The sequence below is a fragment of the Pseudovibrio sp. Ad13 genome, from assembly GCF_001623225.1.
In the GTDB taxonomy this organism is placed as follows: Bacteria; Pseudomonadota; Alphaproteobacteria; order Rhizobiales; family Stappiaceae; genus Pseudovibrio.
The window spans coordinates 86250-108597 of record NZ_LMCC01000013.1; the positions used below are offsets into that span (position 1 = coordinate 86250).

Sequence of the window (22348 nt, forward strand, 5' to 3'; positions counted from 1 at the left end):
CCCGCTAGTTTACATTTGCTTGAAGGGCGATGCCAAGCAAAGAAATGATGGAAGCGGGGGAAATCGCAGATACCCCAAGAATTTGTGTTACGCTTATCGGTGCCTTAGGGGTAGCACTCAGCGTGATACTCTGCGGATTTTGCAAGAAACTATAAATCGCTTCCGTAAACTCCAGCTGCTTTGCGCGATCAGGAATTCTCGCAAATTGCTTTTCTGCTTTCTCCGTCAATTGCTGTGTATAGGCAGAACGCGATTGTCCGTGTCGGTGAGCTTGACGTTCAAGCATGTCATCCAGACTGCCTTCATCGACGAGTGAGAGATTGAAGCTGGAGATGGCTGCGCTCTGTAATAAATCCAGTGCAATGACGTTATCCTTAGTGGCAAGCTCGGTGATCTGCTCAACAACTGTATCTGTAAGGCCTTCCAGTTTCAGGGAGACCTGCACAGAGAAAAGATCTTTCAGCACAACAGCTGCACTCGGAATATTGACTTCGCCCGTGTCGCCATTCCACTCACCTTCAAAGTCGATATCTGCATCCACTTGAGTCAGGCCCAACTCATCAAGCATTTGCTGTTGTGGTGGTGCAAACATAGATCGGCTCAAAACGATATGAGCAACCTGAACACTGGCAATGATAGGGAAGCCGCCATTGTTGACGTCAAAGTCGATACTGACCCGCTCAATAGGCATAGATTGGCCCGTTGAACGATCCTGAAACAACAATCCCATAATCTCTGCAGTGGAATAGAGTGACATGGGGAGGTTTGATGCTGGATTGCTTAGATCATTGGCATTGGGAAGATAAAGATCCGTAATCGCGATCTTGTCTGCCGTGAAGTTGAAGTCTGGTTCGTCAACCTCGAACTTCGAAGCTGCAAATGCCCCGACAAAGATCCGCCCGTCACTTTCCACGGATGCCTGAGCCAGCGCCAGATCGCCAATCTTGAAACGCTTTGTCTGATCTACATTCGGATAACCTTCAATACCGCCAATAGAAAGCACTTCATTATCGACAGTAACCGGTCCTACGTGCGTCAAGGTCAACCCGCGATCCTGAAGGTTCTGAAGAAAGGCCTTTGCGACAGCATTATCAGTATTGATCTGTGCTGACGCTGCAAGAGCAAGGCAACTGCTGAAGAGGAGGGTAAAGAAGAATACCAGGAAGGTACGATGGCGACGTAACTCAGAACTGCGCATAGCTCGGCTCCAGATTGACCGCTAAGAGGCATTTGGGTGCTAAGTGGCATATTGAGAGTTAGGGGCGCGTGTATATCACTGCAAAAAGTCAAACCACTCTGAGAGAAAACATGGTGGAACCCTGCATTTCACAGCCATTTTGGAAAGCATCTGGGGATCGTTTAGGGTGTTTGGATGATTTTTACAGTTTTAAGTAAGCCTTAATCATAGAAATAGGTAGCCGTATTTTGCATTTTTAAGGTCGTGGTTGTGTCTCGCCATTATTTCGTATTTGTCCGCGCAATTTTGGTTGCTTTGGGATTGGCGCTCTTGCCATTGCTCATTGGCAATATGATCCTTGAGAACTTCGCGATGCACCAGGCGCGGAACGAAATGAACGCGATCGCAGATCGTTACATCTCAAGAAGCGAGGCCGCGATTTCCGGTGCTGTAGAAATACTGCGCCAGATGCAGGTGAAAGGCCTGACATCCTGCACACGCCAAAATCAGGGTGAATTTGAAAAGACCCTCTCAGAAAACGTCATTATCAATGCAATAGGGATCGTGGATCACCGTGGTGTCCCCATGTGTTACGTGCCGGCTCAGGTTCGCCGCGGTAACAGTATTCTCCCTGCACTCAAGCCAGATGCCCCGCGTGTTGGAATTGGTATGTCCTGGATGGAGTATCAGGGTATCCGCACGGCGCTGGTCTCCTGGAAACTTAGAAATGGCTGGCGTCTGGTTGCCAATATTTCTCCAACCGTACTCGCGATCGAACCGGGCCCAGATTATCTGCGCCATGCTTCTGAAATCGAAGTCCGGTTAGGGCGCGATCATGTTTGGGTCAATCCGACAAACAACAGCAACCTTCCTGTCATCATGGGCAGCAACTTCATCGAAGAGTTTGCAGCCTCAACGATCTACCCGATTAATGTGCGGATCCGAAGTGATCGCAATGCGGTCATGAGTCTGGTAGGCGAGCTCAAGATCGTGGCTGTGATCGCCTGTTCAGGCATTGCTATTTTCCTGATTGCCTTGGGCGTCTGGCTTTCCTGGAAGCCTGAAAAAGATGCGGAAGACGACTTTGTTGCCTCCATCCGTAACAACGAGTTCATACCGTACTATCAGCCTGTCGTGGACATCGTAACTGGTGAGCTACAGGGCTGTGAAATGCTGATGAGATGGCAACTCCCCAACGGTAAAATGGTCTCTCCAGGTCAGTTCATGACCTACGCTGAAACATCGGGCCATATTTTCGAAATGACCCGAAGCATTATGCGCCAGTCCATTGATGATCTGGGAGAGTTATACTCTCAGCATCCGGAACTGAAGCTTTCGGTCAACCTTTTCGCAGGACACTTCAATGACCGGTCTATCGTTGACGATCTGCTGGATATCTACGAAGACTCTCCAATTGCGCTCAATCAGGTGGTCATGGAGGTGACAGAGCGTCAGCCTCTTGAAGATATCGACCTCGCGAGAAAGATCATCGCAGAGCTACAAGCCCATGGCATTCGTGTTGCACTTGATGATGTGGGAACAGGTCATGGCGGTCTGGCTTACTTGCAAAAACTGGGCATGGACATCGTCAAGATCGATAAGATGTTCATCGACCCATTAGGCAGCGAAGAGAATGCCTTCCGTCTTGTCGATGCCATAGCCGAACTTGCGGATACGATGAATATGGGCATCATCGCAGAGGGCGTTGAGAAGTATGAGCAAATTGTACTTCTGCGCGAGCTCGGAGTGTCTTCTGCCCAGGGGTACATCTTCTCCAAACCATTGCCAGCCCGCAAATACCTTGAGTTTGCGGAGGATATCTTCACAGATAGACGTAATCCGGTGAAGGTGCTTGAAGAAAAGAAACAAGCTTCTGATGAAGCGCTGGATCAGATCGTTTCTCAAAGCGACGTCGACTAACCCAACTTACCTCTATTTCAATACGGCTCAGATCAATGCCCTCTGAAGGGCATAAATCATGCCGCCATGCGCATAACTTACCGCGCTTGTTGAATAATATGAATATATTCCATAATTATATGTAGCGCATGTCTGATAACCCGCTTCACCGCACTTTCTAGCAGTCTTGGCTATCTCCCAAAAGCTCCGGAAAGGGAGGCGAAAGACAGTATTCTACGGAAAGAAGCAACTGGAAAAGAAATATTCACTCGCACGCGGTTTATTAGCTGCATGTGCCTCAGCACAGCCTTCAGCTTGGGTTAGCCTTTGCCAACCTCATTAATCGGAGCAAGGCGAACGATGAACCAGATCATAAAGGGTGCGGAATTGGAGAGCGCAGTTCCTGCAAATGTCTTTGTAGAAACAGTAACGGAAGTGATCCATTTCACGGACCGTCTTTTCCGGTTCAAAATCACGCGTCCTTCAAGCTTCAGATTCCGCTCTGGTGAATTCGTCATGATCGGTTTGATGATCGACGGAAAACCGCTCTTCCGTGCATACTCAATCGCCAGCCCGTCCTGGGATGAAGAGCTGGAGTTTTTCTCCATCAAAGTTCCTGACGGCCCATTGACCCAGCACTTGCAGAAGATCAGGGAAGGTGACCACATCCTTCTTAAGAAGAAGTCCACCGGAACACTTGTGCTTGACGCTCTGTCTCCGGCAAAACGTCTTTATATGTTCTCATCTGGAACCGGCATTGCTCCATTTGCTAGCTTGATCCGTGATCCTGAGACCTATGAGAAATTTGATGAGGTGATCCTGACCCACACCACACGCGAAATCTCTGAGCTACGCTATGGGGAGGAGCTGGTGGCTGACATCAGCAATGATCCGCTGATTGGCGAAGTTGCTGCTGGCAAACTACATCTTTACAACTCCGTCACCCGCGAACGCTTTAAGCGGGAAGGGCGCATCACGCATCTAATTGAAAGTGGTAAGCTCTTTGACGACCTGTCAGTACCAGTCTTAGACGTCGCAGAAGACCGGGCCATGATTTGCGGTTCCATGCACATGATTGCAGATACCAAGGCATTGCTGGAACAACGCGGTTTCACCGAGGGTGCCAACAACAACCCAGGTGATTTTGTTGTTGAACGTGCGTTCGTGGGCTAAACCACAGCGGAATATGTGATAGCTCATCTCTATTGCGTTGGAGATGAGGTCACGTGGGCAAGAAAGTTTCATCTGAATATCTGCGCCGGGCAGCGCTGCATTATCTAAACAGATACAGTGCATCGGAGGACAGTCTACGACGTGTTTTGAAGCGTAAAATAGATAAACGTGCCAGAGAAGCAGATGAAGATCCCCATGAGTTTTATGAGCTGATTGAACCTGTGGTCACGTTTTGCCGTGATCACAGGTTCGTCGATGATCTTCAGTTTGCACAAAGCAAAATCAGATCGGCGACACTCAAAGGCAAATCCAGCTCCCGAATAAAGCTGGAACTGAATGCCAAAGGTGTGTCTGGAGACGATATTCAGACAGCTTTTGACGACGAAAACCATGATGACCAACGCGCAGCGATTGCCTATGCCAAACGCAGGCGCATTGGGCCGTGGCGGACAAAACCAAAAGAAGAGCGACGAGACAAAGAGCTTGGCAGTTTGATCCGCGCAGGCTTCCCCTTTTCGCTTGCTCAAAAGATCATTGATATGACCTTGGAAGAGGCTGAAGACATCATCTACGAGCCTGTTTCCTGAAGATTTTCGTCAAATCCTCTGAAAAATCCCGAAAGCCTCTTGGGAGCGCAGCAATAATTCTTCTCTAGATTGGCCTGATCTGCAATCAATCCAGCACCGTGCCTTTGGGAGAAAAGATGCCGGATTCAGATCTACGCAATACTTTCAGAAGATACGGTCTGCTCATCCCGGTGCTTGCAGGTCTATGCCTGTTGGTGAGCCCTCAGTTCTCAGTTGCCGACGACCTAACTCCAAAAGACAAGCCGTCCGACAAAACTGATGTCATCGTGACGCCGCAACAAGACGGAGGTGTTCACATCGATGAAATGCGTCAGTCAAGGTGTGCCGTCATGATTGATGACTTTGATGAATACCCAAGTGCAAGTGACTGGGATATTCACCGCATGAACAGGCCAGAAAATTTCCAGATTGAAAGCGATGTGGTGCGTGATGGTGGGCATGCGCTGGCAATCAGTGTGTTCGGCGATGATGAGCTGGATTCAGAAGGCAACCTGAAAAATGAACTTTGGGAGGCACGTCAAAAGCGTTGTAATTTTGGCGATGAGGTTTGGTACTCATTCAGCTTTAAAATTGATGGAACCGTCTGGCCTGCCGGATCGACCCGCTGGGTGATTGGTCAATGGAAGGAAGACTCTGGCGGCAGCCCATTTCTGGCGCAACGGTTTGACAACGGCGTTTTTCACATCACTGTCCAGCACAATGACATTCGCAAACTGGTTGCGCAGGCAGAGGGCAGCTATCAGCAGGACTTTAAGGGGTTCTCGCAGGAGCTCCAGCAAATGCTGAGTTTGGATCGACAAGGTTTTCGCAACAGAAATGACGCCAGCCGCACCTCAGACGAGTTCCTTGGCAGTGGCCTTTCAATTCCTGAGCTGAAAAAAGCGATTGAAGCACAGGACACCTCTAAGTTTCCATTTCTGGCGGACCCACAAACCTACTCAGATTATCCAGGTATTCAGATCGAACTCTCAGATGACCCGGTACTGCCTGATCCAACAACCGGATGGGTTGATATGCGATATCGCGTCAAAGGAAGCCGTGTTGGGCAGGGGATCATCGAGATTTGGGCCAACAACAGGTTCATCGCACGCGTTACCGGTTACATTGGTAATGATGAGTTTGCCGGTAAAACCCAATACTTCAAGTTCGGGCATTACCGGGATTATGATCGCGATGACTTACAGTCGACAGTTTATCTGGACCGCTTTCGCCGCGGCCCACACCGGTCTGATGTAGACTAGAACAAGCCTTCAATCTGGCTGTTTTCATCAAGCCCAATGGTCTCTGCTGCCGGATGGCGCGGCAAGCCCGGCATCACCATAATATCGCCAGTCAGTGCCACAATAAATCCAGCCCCCGCGGAAAGTCGAACCGCACGCACATGGATGCTGTAGTCTGATGGCGCGCCAAGCAAGGCTGGATCGGTCGAGAAGGAATATGGTGTCTTGGCCATACATACTGAAAGGTGGCCGTAGCCTTGTTCCTCATAGGACTTGAGCTGATCTTTGACAGCCTGTTCACAGGTGACCTTTGAGGCGCCATAAATCTTTTTGCAAATCCGGCGTATCTTCTTCCAAAGAGCCAGATCATCTTCATAAAGATGTTTGAACTCTGACTGTGTCGTCTGGAGGATTTCAGAGACTGAGGTTGCCAGCTCCTCGGTGCCTGCTGAGCCATTGGCCCAATGTGTGCAGGGCACGGCTTTAACACCGAGCTTTTCCATCCGTGACATGATCACGTCAATTTCCTGATCTGTATCAGGGCCGTACCGGTTGATCGCCACAATCACAGGAACGCCATAGCGCTTACAGTTTTTGACGTGTCGTTCCAGATTGCTCATGCCTTTTTCAAGTGCGGGGATGTTCTCTATTGTCAGATCATTCTTGGCAACATCGCCATGCATTTTGAGTGCGCGAACCGTTGCCACAACAACAACGGCATTTGGTGTCAAACCAGCTTGACGGCATTTGATGTTGAAGAACTTTTCAGCGCCAAGATCAGCACCAAAACCAGCTTCCGTCACCACATAATCAGAAAGACGCAGCGCGGTCTTTGTCGCAATCACTGAGTTACAGCCATGGGCGATATTGGCAAACGGCCCGCCATGGATAAAGGCAGGGTTGTTCTCAAGTGTCTGAACCAGATTAGGGCGGAAAGCGTCTTTAAGCAGCGCGGTCATCGCGCCATCGGCTTTCAAATCCCGGCAGTAAACCGGTGTCTTATCTTTGCGATACCCAATCAACAGGCGGCCTAAACGCTCCTGAAGATCCTGCAGGCTTTCAGCAAGGCAAAGCACGGCCATCACTTCAGAAGCCACGGTGATGTCATAGCCAGACTCGCTTGGGAACCCGTTGCTGACGCCGCCAAGCCCAGTGGTAATGGAGCGCAATGAGCGGTCATTGATATCGACCACCCGGCGCCAGACAATCCGGCGCTGGTCAATATTCTCTGCATTGCCCCAATAGATGTGGTTGTCGATCATCGCAGAAAGCAGGTTATGCGCAGCGGTGATTGCATGCAGATCACCTGTAAAATGGAGATTGATATCCTCCATAGGCACCACCTGCGCGTAACCGCCACCCGCAGCTCCACCCTTCATGCCAAAACACGGGCCTAACGAGGGTTCACGCAAGCAGATGGTTGTTTTCAGCCCGATGCGATTGAGCGCGTCGCCCAGGCCCACAGTTGTCGTAGTCTTGCCTTCTCCCGCTGGTGTTGGGGAAACAGCTGTCACAAGTATGAGTTTACCATATGGATTGCTGCTCAGCTCTGGCATCTCATCCAGATTAACCTTGGCTTTAAACCGGCCATAAGGTTCAAGAGCGTCCTCCGGGATCTTCAGATTTTGAGCGATGCGCGCAATGGGTTTCATGCCTGCTGCGCGGGCAATTTCAATATCTTTCATGGAAAATCTCCAGATTAGAACGTGTAATCAAATGAGCCGGAGAGAGCGTCAAAAACGCAAATCAGGCAGGAACAGCAATGTAATCTCTACGTAGAATCTCTACCGAATGCACCTGCAAAGTTCAAGATTGAGGTAGGGCACTTGAAACTAACTTAGTTAACGGTGCTCATCTGTGTTTTTGCTGAGATGTGAAATATTATTGCCTGAATAGCTGTTGGTCTGTTCTAAAATTCACCAGACTGCGCTTGCGCGGCAAATCCAAGAGCAGTAGAGCTGGTTGGCTTTTATAAACAAACTGCGCCGTGCCGTAGTTTCGTCGGTTAGGTCACCCCATGTTTTTATTTGAAGTTGCCGCGCTCGGTGCCGCTGCCACCTGGGCTATTGGTGGTCTCATTTCAGCAAAGCCTGCAGCACACCTTGGAGCCATTGGCTTCAACTGTGTGCGTATGTGGTTTGTTGTGGTGTTTCTGGGTATCTATGTCATTGCAACAGGCACATGGAATACGGTTGATTCAAGCCACGCTTCTCTCATCTTTCTCTCTGGCTTTGTCGGCATCTTCATGGGGGACACTTTGTTGTTCCTCACGCTCAATCGTATGGGGCCGCGCCGCACAGCCATCCTGTTTTCCATGAACGCACCCATGTCAGCGCTTCTTGGTTGGCTGTTTCTGTCAGAGGAACTGTCATTTCAGGCACTTGTTGGTATCTCATTCGTTCTGGTCGGCGTTATCCTCGCCATTGCGTTTGGAAAGCGCAAAGACCAGCTTCATAAATGGGAGGCGATTAGAGGTCCTGTTGCCATTGGTGTCCTCTTTGGCACGTTGGCCGCACTTTCCCAATCAGTCGGGTCAATCATCATTCGTCCCGTTATGGAAAGTGGAGCAGATCCCGTCGCCATCTCGCTTATGCGCTGCACCATTGCAGCCTTTGGTTTGCTGGTGCTCTTTTACCTGCCGGGCCGTCCTTTCAGACTGGCGAACCCAATCAACAAAGAGATTGTCGCACTGGCCTCCTTGTCCGGCATGCTTGGCATGGGTATCGGCATGACGTTGATCCTCTATGCGCTGAGTGGCGGAGAGGTGGGCATCGTTTCTACCCTGTCTGCAACCACTCCAGCGATGATGCTGCCTGTCCTGTGGTGGCAAACCAAAGAGTTTCCTGCCATTGGGGCATGGATTGGTGCACTCCTCGTCATTCTCGGCTGTGCTTTGATTTTCATGAGTTAAACAGACGATATGCAACCATGCTGCCTAAGTACCACAAGCAGGTGCGACCTCAAGTGGCCGCACCGCAAGATCTGGTAGTGTGGCCGCATCAGCAATTTCTGTGAGTTTTGCAGGCAATTGGTCGAATTTTATCAAGTTCGCTATTCAGCCAGTTGACGAAAGCCCCTGAAATCTGATCAATAGCCGGGCATTTGGTATTTTTGTCGATTAGATAAAAATGAAAAGGGAACACGGTCCGATTGGAAAAGCCGTGGCTGCCCCCGCAACTGTAAGCGTAGAGTTGTTGCTCACACATGCCACTGACGCAGCTGTTTAAAGCAGTGTTGGGAAGGCGGAGCAACAGTAAGGACGCGCAAGCCAGGAGACCTGCCAGATGCAGTCACTCACCCACGGCACGGGGCGTGCTAAGGGGCGGTATTCCGTTCAGGTGACATTCACAGTGCGTCTGAGCGGCAATGAATCTGACTTTATTTCAAAAGGTTAGAACCAGATTTCTTCAAAGACGCACAATGCAATCAACAGCATGGCATCCATCATGGATGCTGTGAATGATGGACCAAACTCGTGCGTAACACATCTTGGATCGCAGCTACCCTCAAATCTGGTGTAGCTCTCTCAGCTCTCTTCAGCTCAACAGTTATCTCATCCGCAAACGAGACCGAGCTCGATGAAATCATTGTCATCGCCAACAGAACGGAAACCGAAGCCGGCAAAGTCGGCTCCACTACCCACGTTGTCACCGAAGAAGACCTAAAGAATGACGGCGCTACGTTTGTTCAGAATTACCTCGCGCAGCTCCCGGGCATCTCTCTCACTCAGAATGGCGGAGCCGGTACACTGTCTACTCTTCGCATGAGAGGTCAAAATGGTAGGTACATTAAAGTTCTGGTTGATGGTTTGGATCTAACAGACCCAACACGTGGGCAACCTTCGACAGCGTTTCAGCATATGTTGCTCGCAGATGTAGAACGTATTGAGATACTCAAAGGCTCACAAAGTGCTCTTTATGGAGGACAGGCGATTGCAGGGGTAATCAATATTGTATCTAAGCGTGCTCCAGCAGGAACAGTTAAGCAATCTGCACGAGTTGAAGTAGGTTCTTACGATACAAAAAATGTTTCATATGGTGTTCGAGGAGCATCAGATCGTGCTGATATTGCGTTAGGTGTCGAGCATTTTCGTACAAGTGGGTTTAGTGCGGTTTCACCAAAAGGTAAGGCAGCCGATGATGATGGTTATGAAAATACGACGCTGACAGTAAAAGGTTCCTTTGATCTAACTGAGAATCTCAACGTTTACTTTGCAGCAAGAGGTACCAAGGGGACCACTGAACTTGACAGCCCAGGTAAGCCGAACGTCAAAGATGACATGCATTATCGGCAGATTTCAGTAAAGGTAGGCGCGAACTACTTGGCGTTTGAAGATCGGTTTTATTCTGATTTTTCGGTTCAGGTTACAGATATCAAGCGTGAACAGGATTTTGCAGACGCGGCCAAAGAAAAATCTGTTTTTGAGGGGAGGAGAGTTAAATTCGACTACCTTGGTGAGTACGAAGTTAACGAAAAGACAAAGCTCAATTTTGGGGGAGATTGGTCCCAAGAGTTCTCAAAAACAAATGACCCGATCGACGACAGCAGTTCCATTGGTGGAGCTTTCCTTCAGCTTATGATTGAACCACTCAGTGGGTTGAATTTGGCTAGTTCAGTGCGTTTTGATCAACATAGTGAATTTGGCAGTTTTGTTTCGAAACGATTGACTGCTTCTTATGAAATTAATGAAGATTTGAGAGTTCGAACCAGTGTTGGGAATGGGTTTAGAGCTCCCTCGCTTTACGAACTTAATCACCCTAGCTATGGCAATCATGAGCTTGAGCGAGAAGAAAGCCTTAGCTTCGATGTCGGCGTAGATAAGAAATGGCTGGATGGGCAGCTTTCAACCTCCGCTACTTATTTCAATATTTTGACTGACGACTTGATTGATTATGATAATTCGATCAGCAAATATAATCAGATAAAAGGGACGTCGCGCAGTCAAGGTGTAGAGTTGGAAGTTAGTTATAAGCCAACCGATCGCTTGGTTTTGACCGCAGGCTATACATACACCTACTCTGTTGGTCCAGATAAGGAACGTTTAGCTCATGTTCCTCTTCATGATCTGAGTGTGGCAATGAACTATGGTTTTACAGACGACATTTCGCTGAATGTGAATGGTACCTATCTTGGTGAAAATCTTGGATCTGATTGGCCCAACATCGTAGCTATGGAAGATGTGTTCCTGTTAGGTGCCAAAGCCTCATATGATGTGAGCAAAGAGGTAGAGTTATATGTTCGCGGTGAGAACCTATTAGATCAGGATTATGAGCTAATTAACGGCTATCAGACACCGGGTCTTTCCGTTTACGCTGGTCTTACTGCCAGTTTCTGATTAAGTATGCCGCTCGGTGAAAGCTGAGCGGCATCTTGCAGGGGATGGCTCTGCTCGGGCTGCCTTCCAATGTCTGTACGCCTTTCAAAAGGTCGAAATGCGAAATAAGATCAAAAAGATCATGCAAATGGCGTTTCTGATGGCTCTGGCAATCAGTCCTGCTGTTGTACGAGCGGACCAGAGCGAGGCGGAGGCACCCCGGCGAGTTGTCTCCATGAACCTGTGCACCGACCAGTTTTCCATGCTACTTGCGGGCAAAGAACAACTTGTATCAGTCTCCAAATTAGCATCTGACCCAACGCTCTCCGTCATGAGTAAAGAGGCAAAGGCCTATCCGGTCAACTTCGGCGGGGCGGAAGAAATCTATCTGATGAACCCTGATCTGGTGATCGCAGGGACATACACAAACCAAACCACAGTCCAGATGCTGCGCGGTCTCGGAATAACGGTGGTTCAAGTGCCGCCCGTTCGCACGATCTCAGACATCGCCAAAGAGCTACGACGTCTCGGTAAGGTATTGGGACGTGAACAACAAGCTGAAGCGCTTGCACAGCAGTTCACCTCCGAAATCCAACAGTTAATCGACGTCCAGCCAGATGAACAGGCACGGGCAGGGGTCTACTACGCCAATGGGTACACGGCGGGAGATGGTAGCCTCGTCAATGAGTTGATCACAACGGCAGGCCTGCAGAATATTGCCAATAATCTGGGCTTGAAGGGCACAAGTAAACTGCCTCTGGAGCTGCTGATCCTCGAAGACCCACAGTTGCTTGTTGAGGGCACTCAGTTCTCAGATAAACCAGCACTGGCTTTTGAACTCCTCGCTCACCCGGCATTGAAGCGAACACTCGGCAACAGTGGCCGCGTCATGGTTGAAGACAAATACACCATTTGTGGTCTGCCGTTTGTGACGCAAGCTATTGGTAAACTGGCCAACCAAGCCACCAAATTAGGAGCGCAAGCCGAATGACAAAGCATCCGGATGCTCCGTTGATTATGACACTATGCCTGATCGCTGCTGTCTTGTTTGTAACCTCGCTCATGATCGGCGCTGCTGATTTAACATTCATGCAGCTGATTAAAGCAGCAGTCGCCGCAGAAAAAACACTCGTTTCCATCGTCTTTTGGGAAATCCGCGTGCCGCGCGCCCTTCTGGGCTTAATCACGGGTGCAACACTAGGCCTGTCCGGTGCTGTATTGCAGGGCCTCCTGCGCAATCCGTTGGCGGAACCTGGTTTGATCGGCGTCAGCTCCTCCGCAAGTCTGGGCGCAGTCATAGCTATTTACACAGGACTGACAATTACCATGCCCTTCGCACTGCCAGCGTTTGCATTGCTCGGCGCAGCGATTGCAGCAGTTTTGCTGCCCATGCTGGCAGGCGGGCGAGGGCAGACGCTGACACTGATCCTTGCAGGCGTTGCGATCTCAAGCATAGCGACTGCGCTCACGTCATTGGCACTCAACCTGTCGCCTAACCCGTTTGCAGCCATGGAAATCGTGTTCTGGATGCTGGGTTCATTAAACGACCGGTCCATGCAACACCTTTACATCATTGCGCCGTTCATCGTGATCGGCTGGAGCCTCTTGCTCATCACGGGCAAAGGCCTCAATGCGTTGTCTCTGGGTGAGGAAACTGCTCATACCATGGGCGTGTCTCTACCACATCTGCGGTTTTGCGCCATTGCGGGAACCGCGGCCAGTGTTGGTGCTGTGACAGCTGTGACTGGAACAATCGGTTTCATCGGTCTGATTGTCCCTCATCTGCTACGTAAAATGGTGGGCGGAGAGCCGCAACGCCTTCTGCTGCCAAGTGCCATTGCAGGGGCTTGCTTGCTCACGCTTGCAGACATCACAGTGAAACTGTTCGGCCCACAATCAAACCTCAAGCTCGGAGTGCTGACGGCAATTGTCGGTGCGCCGTTCTTCCTTTGGCTGATCATCAAACAACGCAGGGCTTTGATCTGATGCTGCTTCAACTCAAAGACCTTTCCGTCAACTACGGTCCCAAGAACATCCTGTCCTCAATCAATCTGGAGATTGGTAAAGGTGAGATCGTTGGCTTGATCGGCCCCAACGGCTCAGGCAAATCCACACTGATGAAAGCCATGGTCGGATTAATCCTGTCTTATGGAGAGATCAGCTACGACAACCAGCTCCTCAAAAGCATCTCGGCCAAGCAGCTATCCAAGCATGTTGCTTACATGGCGCAGGAGCGTGACGTTGCGTGGGATTTGTCTGTAGAACGCATTCTGGCTTTGGGCTGTGAAGCTATTGGGGGCTCCGTGCGGACGCTCAAACACAAGGTGGAATTGGAAGAAACGATTGCAAGTTTGGGGCTGGAAGCAATCAGAAAAGCTTCAATCTTACAGGTGTCTGGCGGCGAAAAAGCACGTGCTCTGCTTGGCAGGGCCTTGATGCAGAAAACACCACTGATCATTGCGGATGAGCCAACGGCAGGACTTGATCCGGAACACCAGTTGGAGCTGCAGGAGATTTTTCAAAAGCTGCAACAACAAGGCACGTCCATGCTTGTCAGCCTGCATGACTGGACATACGCAGCGCGCCTTTGCACGCGGCTCGCGATGCTAAAAGAAGGAAGGCTGGTCGCGTATGGCACGCCAAAAGACGTGTTGACCGAAGAACGCGTGCAGGATGTTTATCGTGTCAAAGCCCATATTCTGCAAACAGAGCAGGGGCCTGTGATCACCCCCACAACACGTTTGTAAAAAGACCTTCGATTATTCGGGTGCAAGGCTCTTGCGGAACATACGATCAAGGTATGCCGCAGCCTCTTTGAAGCGGTCCTTGGACTTATTTGCCGGAAGCAACGTCTCCACCTGACTGTCAAAGTCAGCGTAATGCTGGGTCGTGGACCAGATTGAGAACAGCAGGTGGTAGGGATCTGTCTCGGCGATCTTGCCCTCATTCATCCAGCCTTGAACAACAACTGTCTTCTCATCCACCAATGACTTCAAGGGGCCGGCAATCAAAGATTTGATGCGCGGAGCACCCTGCAAGATTTCATTGGCGAACAGGCGGCTTTCCCGCGGGTAATCCCGCGCCATCTCCAGTTTGCGGCGTACATACGCGCAAATCTCTTCAATGGGTTCACCTTCAGGATTGAGCTGATGCAGCGGATCAAGCCAGATGTACAGCAACCGTTCAATCAGCTCTGCGTGAATGGCATCTTTGCTATCGTAATAATAAAAAAGGTTCGGCTTGGATAAACCAGCTTGCTGAGCGACCTGATCGATCGTAGATCCACGAAATCCATAGGTTGAGAACACATCCAGCGCAGCTGCGAGGATCTTCTCAGTCTTTTCCATCTGAATTCGTGTTTTGCCTTTTGCTTCAGAAGCCTTAGCCATACTCTTTTCCAAATTTCTTAAGCACCGAACCTAAAAATACCCGCTCGGTATATGAGTAGGTTAGCACCTACGAAAACACAGTGCTCATATCAAGCTAAACACTAGTAGAAAAGTCGTGATGAGGCAGCTCACCCAATAATTGTTGTTTTTCTGCAATAAAGCGTATTCCCGAAAAGTGGTTCCGGTTCTCGGACAAGAATACGCGTAAAAATAAAGAGTTAGAGCTTGATGCGTGCATCCACATGAACACAGCCTGCTCTGGAAAGAGAAAGGCCGGGCTCATATGGAACCCGGCCCGTGTTTGCTTAGCTGACAGCTTCCGGTGTTTTTGCGCTGTCTGCGTTAAAGGCCGGAATGATCTTTTCGCCGTAATCTGCGATGATCTTCTCTTCGTCACCACTGTCCAGATAGATATTGAACTGAGTGATGCCCGCATCTTTAAGCTTGTTCAGCTTTTCAATGTGGTTTTCAGGTGGGCCGAGAACCGCAAAGCTTTCAACGATATCATCGGTAATGAAGTCGAGGAACGGATTGTCGCTCTGACCGTGCTTGGAGTAGTCATAACCACGACGGTTCTCTATGTAAGACGTCAGAGATGCAGGCACCTGATCGGTGTTTGATCCATACTTCTCAACGATATCCGCTACGTGGTTACCTACCATAGCAGGGAACCATTTGGTCTTCTCAATGCCTTCTTCCAGTGTGCCGGTGTGAGCAGGAGCAGCTGCCATAATGCCGAAGTTGCTCATGTCACGACCAGCTTCTTCACCAGCTGCAACTGCCTGATCGCCAAGCCATTTACAAATGCCAGGCTCCGCAATCTGAAGAATAAGGCCATCGCCTACGCGGCCGGCTGAACTCAGCGCCTTTGGTCCATAAGCCGCAACCCAGACAGGGAGCTCATAACCATCCGCCCATGGGAACTTCACTGGCTCAGGGCATTCACCGTACTGTGCTTCTTCCCCACGGATCAGGGCTTTAACAGTGTGAGTGAACTCTTCCAGACGCTTCAGCGGGGCAGGTTTTTTACCCATCACGCGCACAGCACTGTCGCCGCGGCCCAGACCAATATCAAAACGACCGCCGGACTGTTTGGCAAGCGAACCAAACAAGCTGGCTGCATGAGACCAGTCACGGGTGTTCGGGTTGGTCACGCACGGTCCAAAACGCATGTTTTTGGTGTGTTCCATGCACATTGCCATAGCAACGAAGCTCTCACGCCATAAAATGTGACTGTCGTAGAACCAGCAATACTTGAAACCAGCATTTTCGGCCTGACGAACCAGTGCCTTAGCGCGCTCTGGTTCTACAAACCCTTTAAAGCAAATACCAAAGTCCATGTGTCTCTCCTCCACAAATAGTAAGGTGTTGTTCAAAACGTACCCTCGAAAAACGGCAGTTGGCTTTCGAAGAAGGATACGCCCGAAAAAGTCTTAGTGATCCGGTGCCCAGATGCGGATTCCCGCATGTGTAAACGGCACAGCTTTTGAAATGTTCTGACGAATGAGGATTGGGGTGATCGCCTCAATGCAACGTGCTGCTTTTGCATTGCCGCTATTGTAGGTTTTCACATCCAGCTTGTTCACCAGCTCCATCACCACCTTGCGGGCAGCAAGGCTGTCACCGCATACGAGGATGTCGCAGTTGATCGGCCAATCCAGATTGTTCAAAGTCGTGGCAGAAACATTGTGCAATGCGCCCACAACCGGAATGTCTGGCCCAAGCAATGCTTGTGCAGCCTCAGTAGCAGAGCCTTCTGGTGGCATTTCGACGGTCTTTGGGTCACCCGGCGCAAGCGGAACAACAATGTCGATCAGGATCTTACCAGCAAGGTGCGGCTTCAAAGCATTAAGCGTTGCATCGTGTGCTGCATAAGGCACAGCAAGCACCACACACTCACCCGCTGCTGCCACTGCATCCTCATTGCCCATGCCGTCGATCTGCGCAGAACCTTCTGGGAGCTTGGTCATCAACTCCTCGGCAATTTCCTTGCCGCGAGCTGCATCACGAGAGCCAAGCGCAACGGAAACGCCCGCGCGAGCAAACCTGAGTGCAAGCCCCTGACCCTGTGGCCCGGTTCCTCCGATAATCGCTAATGTCATCGGAACATGTCCTCCTTCTTCGATCTTATTAAATCCTGTGCCGAGCTCGTCTCCAGCGTCCAGTTCAGTCCGCGGAACAGCACAACAGGTGTCTGCCCGGCTTTGCTGATCACCAGACCGGAAGCAGCGGCTAACTCATCTGCAAAGGCAGGTTCGGTCACGCTGAGCAAACGCCCATGTGCATCCGAGTTGCCTTGTTCTTTGATTGTTGCCGGAACACCGGCAAGGCCCACAGCCACGTTCACCTGGCCAAGTCGCCACGGCCGTCCAAATGTGTCCGTGATGGCAAAGCCGATCTCAGCGTTAAAGCGTTTGGAAAGCGCCGCCTGCATCCGCGCTGCACTGGCATCCGGGTCTTCAGGCAGCAAAATGAGTGTTTCATTTGTGCCGCTATTGGATTCATCCACTGCGGCATTGGCGGAAATGAAGCCCAGACGGTGCTCACAAATCATCGTCCCTTCATTCTGTGTTGGGCGCTTGAAATGACGAACCACGCGAGTGCTTTCCCGCAGGATGATCTCAACTTTACGCGGGTCTTTGTTCAGCTCTTCCGCATAGGTCTGCGCCTCTTCACAAGGAGTGACATCTGACAGTCTTACAATGCGGCCTTCCGCCTTGGAAAAGATCTTATGCGCAGATGTTAGGACGTCTCCGTCTTGCAAAGAAAGCCCAGCTGCCTCAATGGCATCGCCCAAAATAGCAGCAAGATCATCACCGGGATTGATCTCTGGAATGTTCGGGATCGCATGTAGAGAAAGTGTATGCATCAAACAGCTCTCCGGTCAGAACGTTTCTCAAGGAGCCGAGGCTGGTGTGCGCTCAAATCTTCCATGTAATCGATATCTCTGGAAAAGGAGGAGGACGGGGCGATCACGCAGTTCAAACCAAGCTCTGCCGCCTGGGCCTGATGCTTCAGGAAGGATGAACTGCCATAGGTGAACGAAATGGCATCCGGCGGCGTTACAATCAGCACATTGGTACCGTAGTCATGCGCCGGGCAAAGAACCAGTGAACTGGGAGAGCCCGCAAGGCCCAGAAGTCGCTCAAACTCACCAAAGTCAGGAGCTGCGATATCGGCAGGTAAAACGCAGAGTGTCTCGTAATCATGCGCTTTTGCCCAAAGAGCAGCAGTCGTCAGCGCAGCGTTCAGTCCATCTTCCTGTCCCTCTAAGATCAGGTGAAGGCGATGATCAGTCACGGTTCTTGCGATAGTCGTTGAACTGGTGACCACCGCGATGTCAAAGGGCGTGCTGCTGCGTGCCTGCGCGTCCTGCAGGAAAGCAATGGTCTGCGCAAACAAGTTCGCAGCCACGATGGCCCGTTCATTGGCATCAAGATCCGGTCCCAGACGCGACTTGGCTCTCGCAAAATCCTTTACCGGAACAACAACGAGCGTTTTAACTGCGGTTTCCGTCATGTGTTCAGCTCCTGAGCCTCGAAAGCATCCCCGCTGCCAACACCGGAAATGGCAAGCAGCGACGCTGCTAGCCGCACTTTATCATCGCGCGTCTTCATGAGGATCGTGTCTAAAGAAGTGCGCAGACCAAGGCCATTGATGGCAGTCACATGTTGCTCATCTGCGTTGTCAATCACAAAGCAATCCAGAAAATCCGCATAGATCTGGGCAACACCAAAGGCTGACGCTTCATAGCCAAGGGAAGATAGCATCCGATCCGCAGGGCCTTTCACAACCCCTCCATTGATGATCGGCGAAACACCAATCTTGGGAGCCTTCGAGGCCTTTACTGCTTCCAGAATACCGGGAACTTTCAGGATTGGCAGAATACTCACGAGAGGGTTGCTTGGCGCGACCACAATTAAGTCTGCTTCCGCAAGTGCGTTCAGGGCTTCCTCGGTCGCATGTGCATCCTCAATATGATCGTAGTGCAGTTCCCGAACCTCAGGCGCACAGCGCTCTTTGACGAAGTATTCCTGAAAACTCAGCCAACCAGCCTCCGTTCTCACACGCGTTTGAACCATGTCGTCCGTTGGCAAAATCATCTCGCACTGAAGACCAAAGCTCTTGGCGATATCACGTGCAATATGCGTTGGGCGATCTCCCTGCCGACGCCTGTGTGTGCGGTAGATGTGCAGACCAAAATCACGGTCTCCCAGTGACATCCATGTATCGTCACCCAGTTTTGATAGCGTGTCTAACGCGCGGTGGCTTTCATCCGCCACACCCCAACCTTGCTGGCGATCAATCACATCGGCCAGTGTGTAGGTGAGGGTATCAATGTCCGGCGAAACCCAGAGACCGTGGAAAGCCTCATCATCTGCAATGTTGCCGATGATGGAAAGTTCCACATTCTCCAGATGATACAGGCCCTCCGCCATTTTGGCGCCGCCGACCCCTCCGGCAATCAGAGTAACTTTGATAGGTGTGTTTGAGCTCATCCAGCACCTCCGATCGCTTGTACAGGCGCACCATCAGCCTCAGTCAGGAAGTTCAGCAGTCCGGAGTGTGCGCGGGCAATCAGAGGCGCCTGTTGTTCTGGCAATCCATCGGCAAAATCATTGATCACGCCATAAATGGTGTTGCGCTGAACAGGCTCTCTGTCTGCTTCCTGAATGACTTGGCACATTTCATAGGCTGTGATTTCCTGCCCATGAGCAGCGCCAGCAGAACGGGAGATGCTCTCATTCATCAAAGTGCCGCCCAGATCATTCACACCGCATTGCAAAAGATCAGAGGCAAACTCTGCACCAAGCTTGGTCCAGGAAACCTGAATGTTGTCGATCCAGCCATGCAGCATAATCCGCGAAACTGCATGCATCTTGCGTACTTCCAGATCAGTCGGGCCGGGGCGCACGTTTTTCGGATCCGCCGTATAAAGCGGGCTCTCGGAGTGCACGAAGCTCAGGGGCACCAGTTCGGTGAAGCCTCCGGTTTCCTTTTGAATATCGCGCAGCAAGGCAATGTGAGCCGCCCAATGCTCCGGTCCATCTATATGGCCGTACATGATCGTTGCGGTGGTGGGAATTCCAACCTCGTGGGCCGCTTTAATGATCTCTACCCACTTCTCAGTGCTTAACTTATTGCGGGTCAGCTGCTGGCGAATATCTGTGTCCAGAATTTCAGCCGCTGTGCCGGGCAGGGAACCCAGCCCGCAATCCTTCAGGTCCTGAAGAAAGTCCGTGTAAGACTGCTTGGTCTTGGCCGCACCATACCAAACCTCAAACGGCGAAAACGCATGGATGTGCATGTCCGGCAGCGCTTTTTTGATCGCCAACACGAGCTCACGATAATAAGTGCCTTCCATTTTCGGGTGTAGTCCACCCTGAATGCAGACCTCAGTCGCCCCTCGGTCCCAGGCCTCTTGTGCCCGTGCAACAACTTGCTCAGGCACCAGCCATTCAGCACCCGGATCTTCGGTTCGCTTGGCAAACCCGCAGAACTTGCACCCCATGTAGCAGACATTGGTGAAGTTGATGTTCCGGTTAACGACAAAGCCCACCCGATCACCATTGCGCCGCTGACGAAGGGTATCCGCCACATAGGCGATAGCTGGAAACTCTTCTGCTGTGGCCCGGAACAGGCATTCGCCTTCAGCTTGAGAAACCTCATTACCAGCCAGCGCCTTGCCCAAAATATCACGAACGGGAGCGCTGACACTGCGAAACTCTGGCGTATCACCGGTGCGCTGCGGGAAATTGTGAAGGGTCATAGGGTGCCTCCTGACTGAAGCGAGGCAGAGGAACCCATCTGTTCCCAAAGCCCTTGTGATTTTGAAAGCACAGCAGGGTCAACAAACTCGGTTTTATCGTGCAAATAACTCGGATAGACGGTCAGGCGCTCTTCCAGTTTCTGCCCTGCCAACTGGGTCGAATGAGCAAGCTCATCAATCACCGGCCAGCGGTGCTGTGGGTTGATGAAATCAATGGTAACCGGCGAAATGCCACCCCAGTCGTTGATACCCGCACTCAGGTATTCCATATGCCGTTCACTCAAGTTCGGTGGTGCCTGAAGACTGATCTCAGGCGAAAGGATCAACCGGGCTACGGCGAGTGTTCGCAGCATGTCATCCAGCGAAGGTTCCAGATGATTTTCCATTCCGATACCCGGCTTGCGCTGGAAATTCTGGATAATCACTTCCTGAATATGCCCGTGGCGAGCGTGGCTTTCATTGATAGCCTCCAGCGCTTCAATGCGCTCTTTCCACGTCTCGCCAATGCCGATCAGCAATCCGGTGGTAAACGGGATCTTCTTTTGTCCAGCACGTTCCAGTGTACGCAGGCGCTGGACAGGAGCCTTATCCGGACAGCCGTAATGCGGTTGGCCTTCTTTCATCAATCGGCGACTGGTTGTCTCCAGCATCATGCCCATGGAGGCGGCAAAGGGGCGCAGCTGATCAATCTCTTCATCGCTCAGCGTACCCGCATTCACGTGGGGCAGGAGAGTTGTTTCCCGCAGCACCATCTCACAAGCATCTGCCAGATAGCTGACCATGGAACTGTAGCCAAGCGTTGCCAGAGCTGCTTTCGCCTGTTCGTAGCGCAGTTCGGGTTTCTCACCCAGGCTGAACAGCAGTTCCTTACATCCGGTCTCTTCACCCTGACGCGCCGTACGCATCACTTGCTCCGGTGTCATGATGTTGGCTTCGGGCGAACTGGGGTGTTTGACAAATGTGCAATACGTACATGTATCCCTGCACATGTTTGTCAGTGGTACAAAAACTTTACGGGAGTAGGTGACAGTGTTGCCCCAATACTGAAGCTTTACTGTAGCAGCCTGTTGCATCAGATCCCGAAGATCTGAGCCTTGCACTTCCCCCAGGTATCGCGCTTGGTCAGCAGTCAGCATAATTTTTTTACCTCTCGGTCAAAAAATATCTGCAACTAACAGTTAGTCAAGGGAGAATTATCTCTCGGCTAGAATAAATATGCTGCAATGCAAATAAAACAAACAATGTTAAGGGTCTGTTTCAGCAACGGAAAGCTTTATTTTGCAATGATTTTTGTAAAGGTGCTTTGCAATATTGAACTATCAAAATCTTATTTGTGCAAAATTTTAGCAGTACATGCATAAATATCCGCCTTTCCAGTGTGTTGTTTCCCTTGATAAGTAGATGGGGAAACTTTGATTCCGATGATTTAGAAAAAAACATCAAAAAAACTTAGTAAGCTGTGGAGTTTTCTTACCTGCGACGCGCTTATCTCGCAGTTTTGGGAGGGCCTCTAAGTGTTTTACCTATTGGAATATCAGGAGAAATTTTGAAGTCGGCTGGTGAAATTGATCCATTTTTGAAGGTGGGTTGACAGATAATTGACTGTTTGGTCCAATTTACCCAAAGTTTTGGGAGGGGAATATCCAAGATTTAAGCTGAACTAAGCTATTGTATGAGGGGGCCACCTCTGCATACGATACCTACTCTGTTCCAAATGGGAAAAATAACCCTGCGGGAAATCTAGTAGATTGAATTTTTGACATATTTTGCCTGCAGCCTGTTTATGTGCGGTTGCAATCCGTCCGTCCTGTCAAAAAAA

The 22348-nt window shown here is 50.6% G+C and carries 19 protein-coding genes and 1 riboswitch; of the genes, 9 read left to right on the forward strand and 10 right to left on the reverse strand.

Going from position 1 to position 22348, the window contains the following annotated elements; genetic code table 11:
- Nucleotides 1–4: 4 nt before the first annotated feature.
- Entirely contained in the window at nt 5–1198 is a 1194-nt protein-coding gene (locus PsAD13_RS14245) for a hypothetical protein (protein ID WP_063318563.1), read from the reverse strand.
- A gap of 249 nt (nt 1199–1447) precedes the next feature.
- On the opposite strand from PsAD13_RS14245, the gene PsAD13_RS14250 reads away from it, so the two are divergent.
- The 4 genes from PsAD13_RS14250 (at nt 1448) to PsAD13_RS14265 (ending at nt 6077) form a co-directional block, all read left to right on the forward strand.
- Nucleotides 1448–3097, forward strand: coding sequence for an EAL domain-containing protein (locus PsAD13_RS14250; RefSeq protein ID WP_063318564.1), 1650 nt, complete (start codon nt 1448–1450; stop codon nt 3095–3097).
- A 339-nt stretch (nt 3098–3436) separates the two neighbouring features.
- The gene (locus PsAD13_RS14255; RefSeq protein ID WP_063318565.1) at nt 3437–4249 is read left to right on the forward strand and encodes a ferredoxin--NADP reductase; all 813 of its coding nucleotides are present in this window, start codon (nt 3437–3439) and stop codon (nt 4247–4249) included.
- A 53-nt stretch (nt 4250–4302) separates the two neighbouring features.
- Nucleotides 4303–4836 (forward strand): regulatory protein RecX, encoded by a 534-nt coding sequence (locus tag PsAD13_RS14260; protein WP_063318566.1) that lies wholly within the window; start codon nt 4303–4305, stop codon nt 4834–4836.
- Nucleotides 4837–4952: 116 nt separating this feature from the next.
- Nucleotides 4953–6077: a heparin lyase I family protein gene (locus PsAD13_RS14265; RefSeq protein WP_063318567.1), complete on the forward strand. Its 1125-nt coding sequence runs from the start codon at nt 4953–4955 to the stop codon at nt 6075–6077.
- On the opposite strand, the gene PsAD13_RS14270 is transcribed toward PsAD13_RS14265, so the two are convergent.
- Entirely contained in the window at nt 6074–7741 is a 1668-nt protein-coding gene (locus PsAD13_RS14270) for a formate--tetrahydrofolate ligase (protein ID WP_063318568.1), read from the reverse strand. The genes PsAD13_RS14265 and PsAD13_RS14270 overlap by 4 nt on opposite strands.
- Nucleotides 7742–8073: 332 nt before the next feature.
- Between PsAD13_RS14270 and PsAD13_RS14275 the strand changes: the two genes are divergently transcribed.
- From PsAD13_RS14275 to PsAD13_RS14295, 5 genes are all read left to right on the forward strand, one after another.
- Nucleotides 8074–8967: a DMT family transporter gene (locus tag PsAD13_RS14275; protein ID WP_063318569.1), complete on the forward strand. Its 894-nt coding sequence runs from the start codon at nt 8074–8076 to the stop codon at nt 8965–8967.
- Nucleotides 8968–9142: 175 nt separating this feature from the next.
- Nucleotides 9143–9356: riboswitch (cobalamin riboswitch) on the forward strand.
- Nucleotides 9357–9531: 175 nt separating this feature from the next.
- Nucleotides 9532–11391: a TonB-dependent receptor gene (locus PsAD13_RS14280; RefSeq protein WP_063318570.1), complete on the forward strand. Its 1860-nt coding sequence runs from the start codon at nt 9532–9534 to the stop codon at nt 11389–11391.
- A 97-nt stretch (nt 11392–11488) separates the two neighbouring features.
- A complete protein-coding gene (locus tag PsAD13_RS14285) occupies nt 11489–12361 on the forward strand; it encodes an ABC transporter substrate-binding protein (protein ID WP_063291891.1) in 873 nt (290 codons plus the stop codon).
- A complete protein-coding gene (locus PsAD13_RS14290) occupies nt 12358–13356 on the forward strand; it encodes an iron ABC transporter permease (protein ID WP_063318571.1) in 999 nt (332 codons plus the stop codon). The genes PsAD13_RS14285 and PsAD13_RS14290 overlap by 4 nt, the downstream gene beginning before the upstream one ends.
- Nucleotides 13356–14117: an ABC transporter ATP-binding protein gene (locus PsAD13_RS14295; RefSeq protein ID WP_063318572.1), complete on the forward strand. Its 762-nt coding sequence runs from the start codon at nt 13356–13358 to the stop codon at nt 14115–14117. The genes PsAD13_RS14290 and PsAD13_RS14295 overlap by 1 nt, the downstream gene beginning before the upstream one ends.
- Before the next feature lie 12 nt (nt 14118–14129).
- Here the strand turns inward: PsAD13_RS14295 and PsAD13_RS14300 are convergent, their stop codons facing one another.
- The 8 genes from PsAD13_RS14300 to cofG form a co-directional block, all read right to left on the reverse strand.
- The gene (locus tag PsAD13_RS14300; protein ID WP_063304794.1) at nt 14130–14759 is read right to left on the reverse strand and encodes a TetR family transcriptional regulator C-terminal domain-containing protein; all 630 of its coding nucleotides are present in this window, start codon (nt 14757–14759) and stop codon (nt 14130–14132) included.
- A 305-nt stretch (nt 14760–15064) separates the two neighbouring features.
- Nucleotides 15065–16099 (reverse strand): TIGR03842 family LLM class F420-dependent oxidoreductase, encoded by a 1035-nt coding sequence (locus tag PsAD13_RS14305; protein WP_063318573.1) that lies wholly within the window; start codon nt 16097–16099, stop codon nt 15065–15067.
- A 93-nt stretch (nt 16100–16192) separates the two neighbouring features.
- Nucleotides 16193–16861, reverse strand: a complete 669-nt coding sequence (gene npdG / locus PsAD13_RS14310; protein WP_063318574.1) for an NADPH-dependent F420 reductase — start codon at nt 16859–16861, stop codon at nt 16193–16195.
- Nucleotides 16858–17628, reverse strand: coding sequence for a coenzyme F420-0:L-glutamate ligase (cofE, locus tag PsAD13_RS14315; RefSeq protein ID WP_063318575.1), 771 nt, complete (start codon nt 17626–17628; stop codon nt 16858–16860). The genes npdG and cofE overlap by 4 nt, the downstream gene beginning before the upstream one ends.
- Entirely contained in the window at nt 17628–18278 is a 651-nt protein-coding gene (gene cofC, locus PsAD13_RS14320; RefSeq protein ID WP_063318576.1) for a 2-phospho-L-lactate guanylyltransferase, read from the reverse strand. The genes cofE and cofC overlap by 1 nt, the downstream gene beginning before the upstream one ends.
- Nucleotides 18275–19258 (reverse strand): 2-phospho-L-lactate transferase, encoded by a 984-nt coding sequence (gene cofD / locus PsAD13_RS14325; RefSeq protein ID WP_063318577.1) that lies wholly within the window; start codon nt 19256–19258, stop codon nt 18275–18277. The genes cofC and cofD overlap by 4 nt, the downstream gene beginning before the upstream one ends.
- Complete coding sequence (cofH, locus tag PsAD13_RS14330; protein ID WP_063318578.1) at nt 19255–20529, reverse strand: 5-amino-6-(D-ribitylamino)uracil--L-tyrosine 4-hydroxyphenyl transferase CofH; 1275 nt, start codon at nt 20527–20529, stop codon at nt 19255–19257. Before cofH ends, cofD begins: the two co-directional genes overlap by 4 nt.
- The gene (gene cofG / locus PsAD13_RS14335; RefSeq protein WP_193776952.1) at nt 20526–21665 is read right to left on the reverse strand and encodes a 7,8-didemethyl-8-hydroxy-5-deazariboflavin synthase CofG; all 1140 of its coding nucleotides are present in this window, start codon (nt 21663–21665) and stop codon (nt 20526–20528) included. The genes cofH and cofG overlap by 4 nt, the downstream gene beginning before the upstream one ends.
- Between the last annotated feature and the right edge of the window lie 683 nt (nt 21666–22348).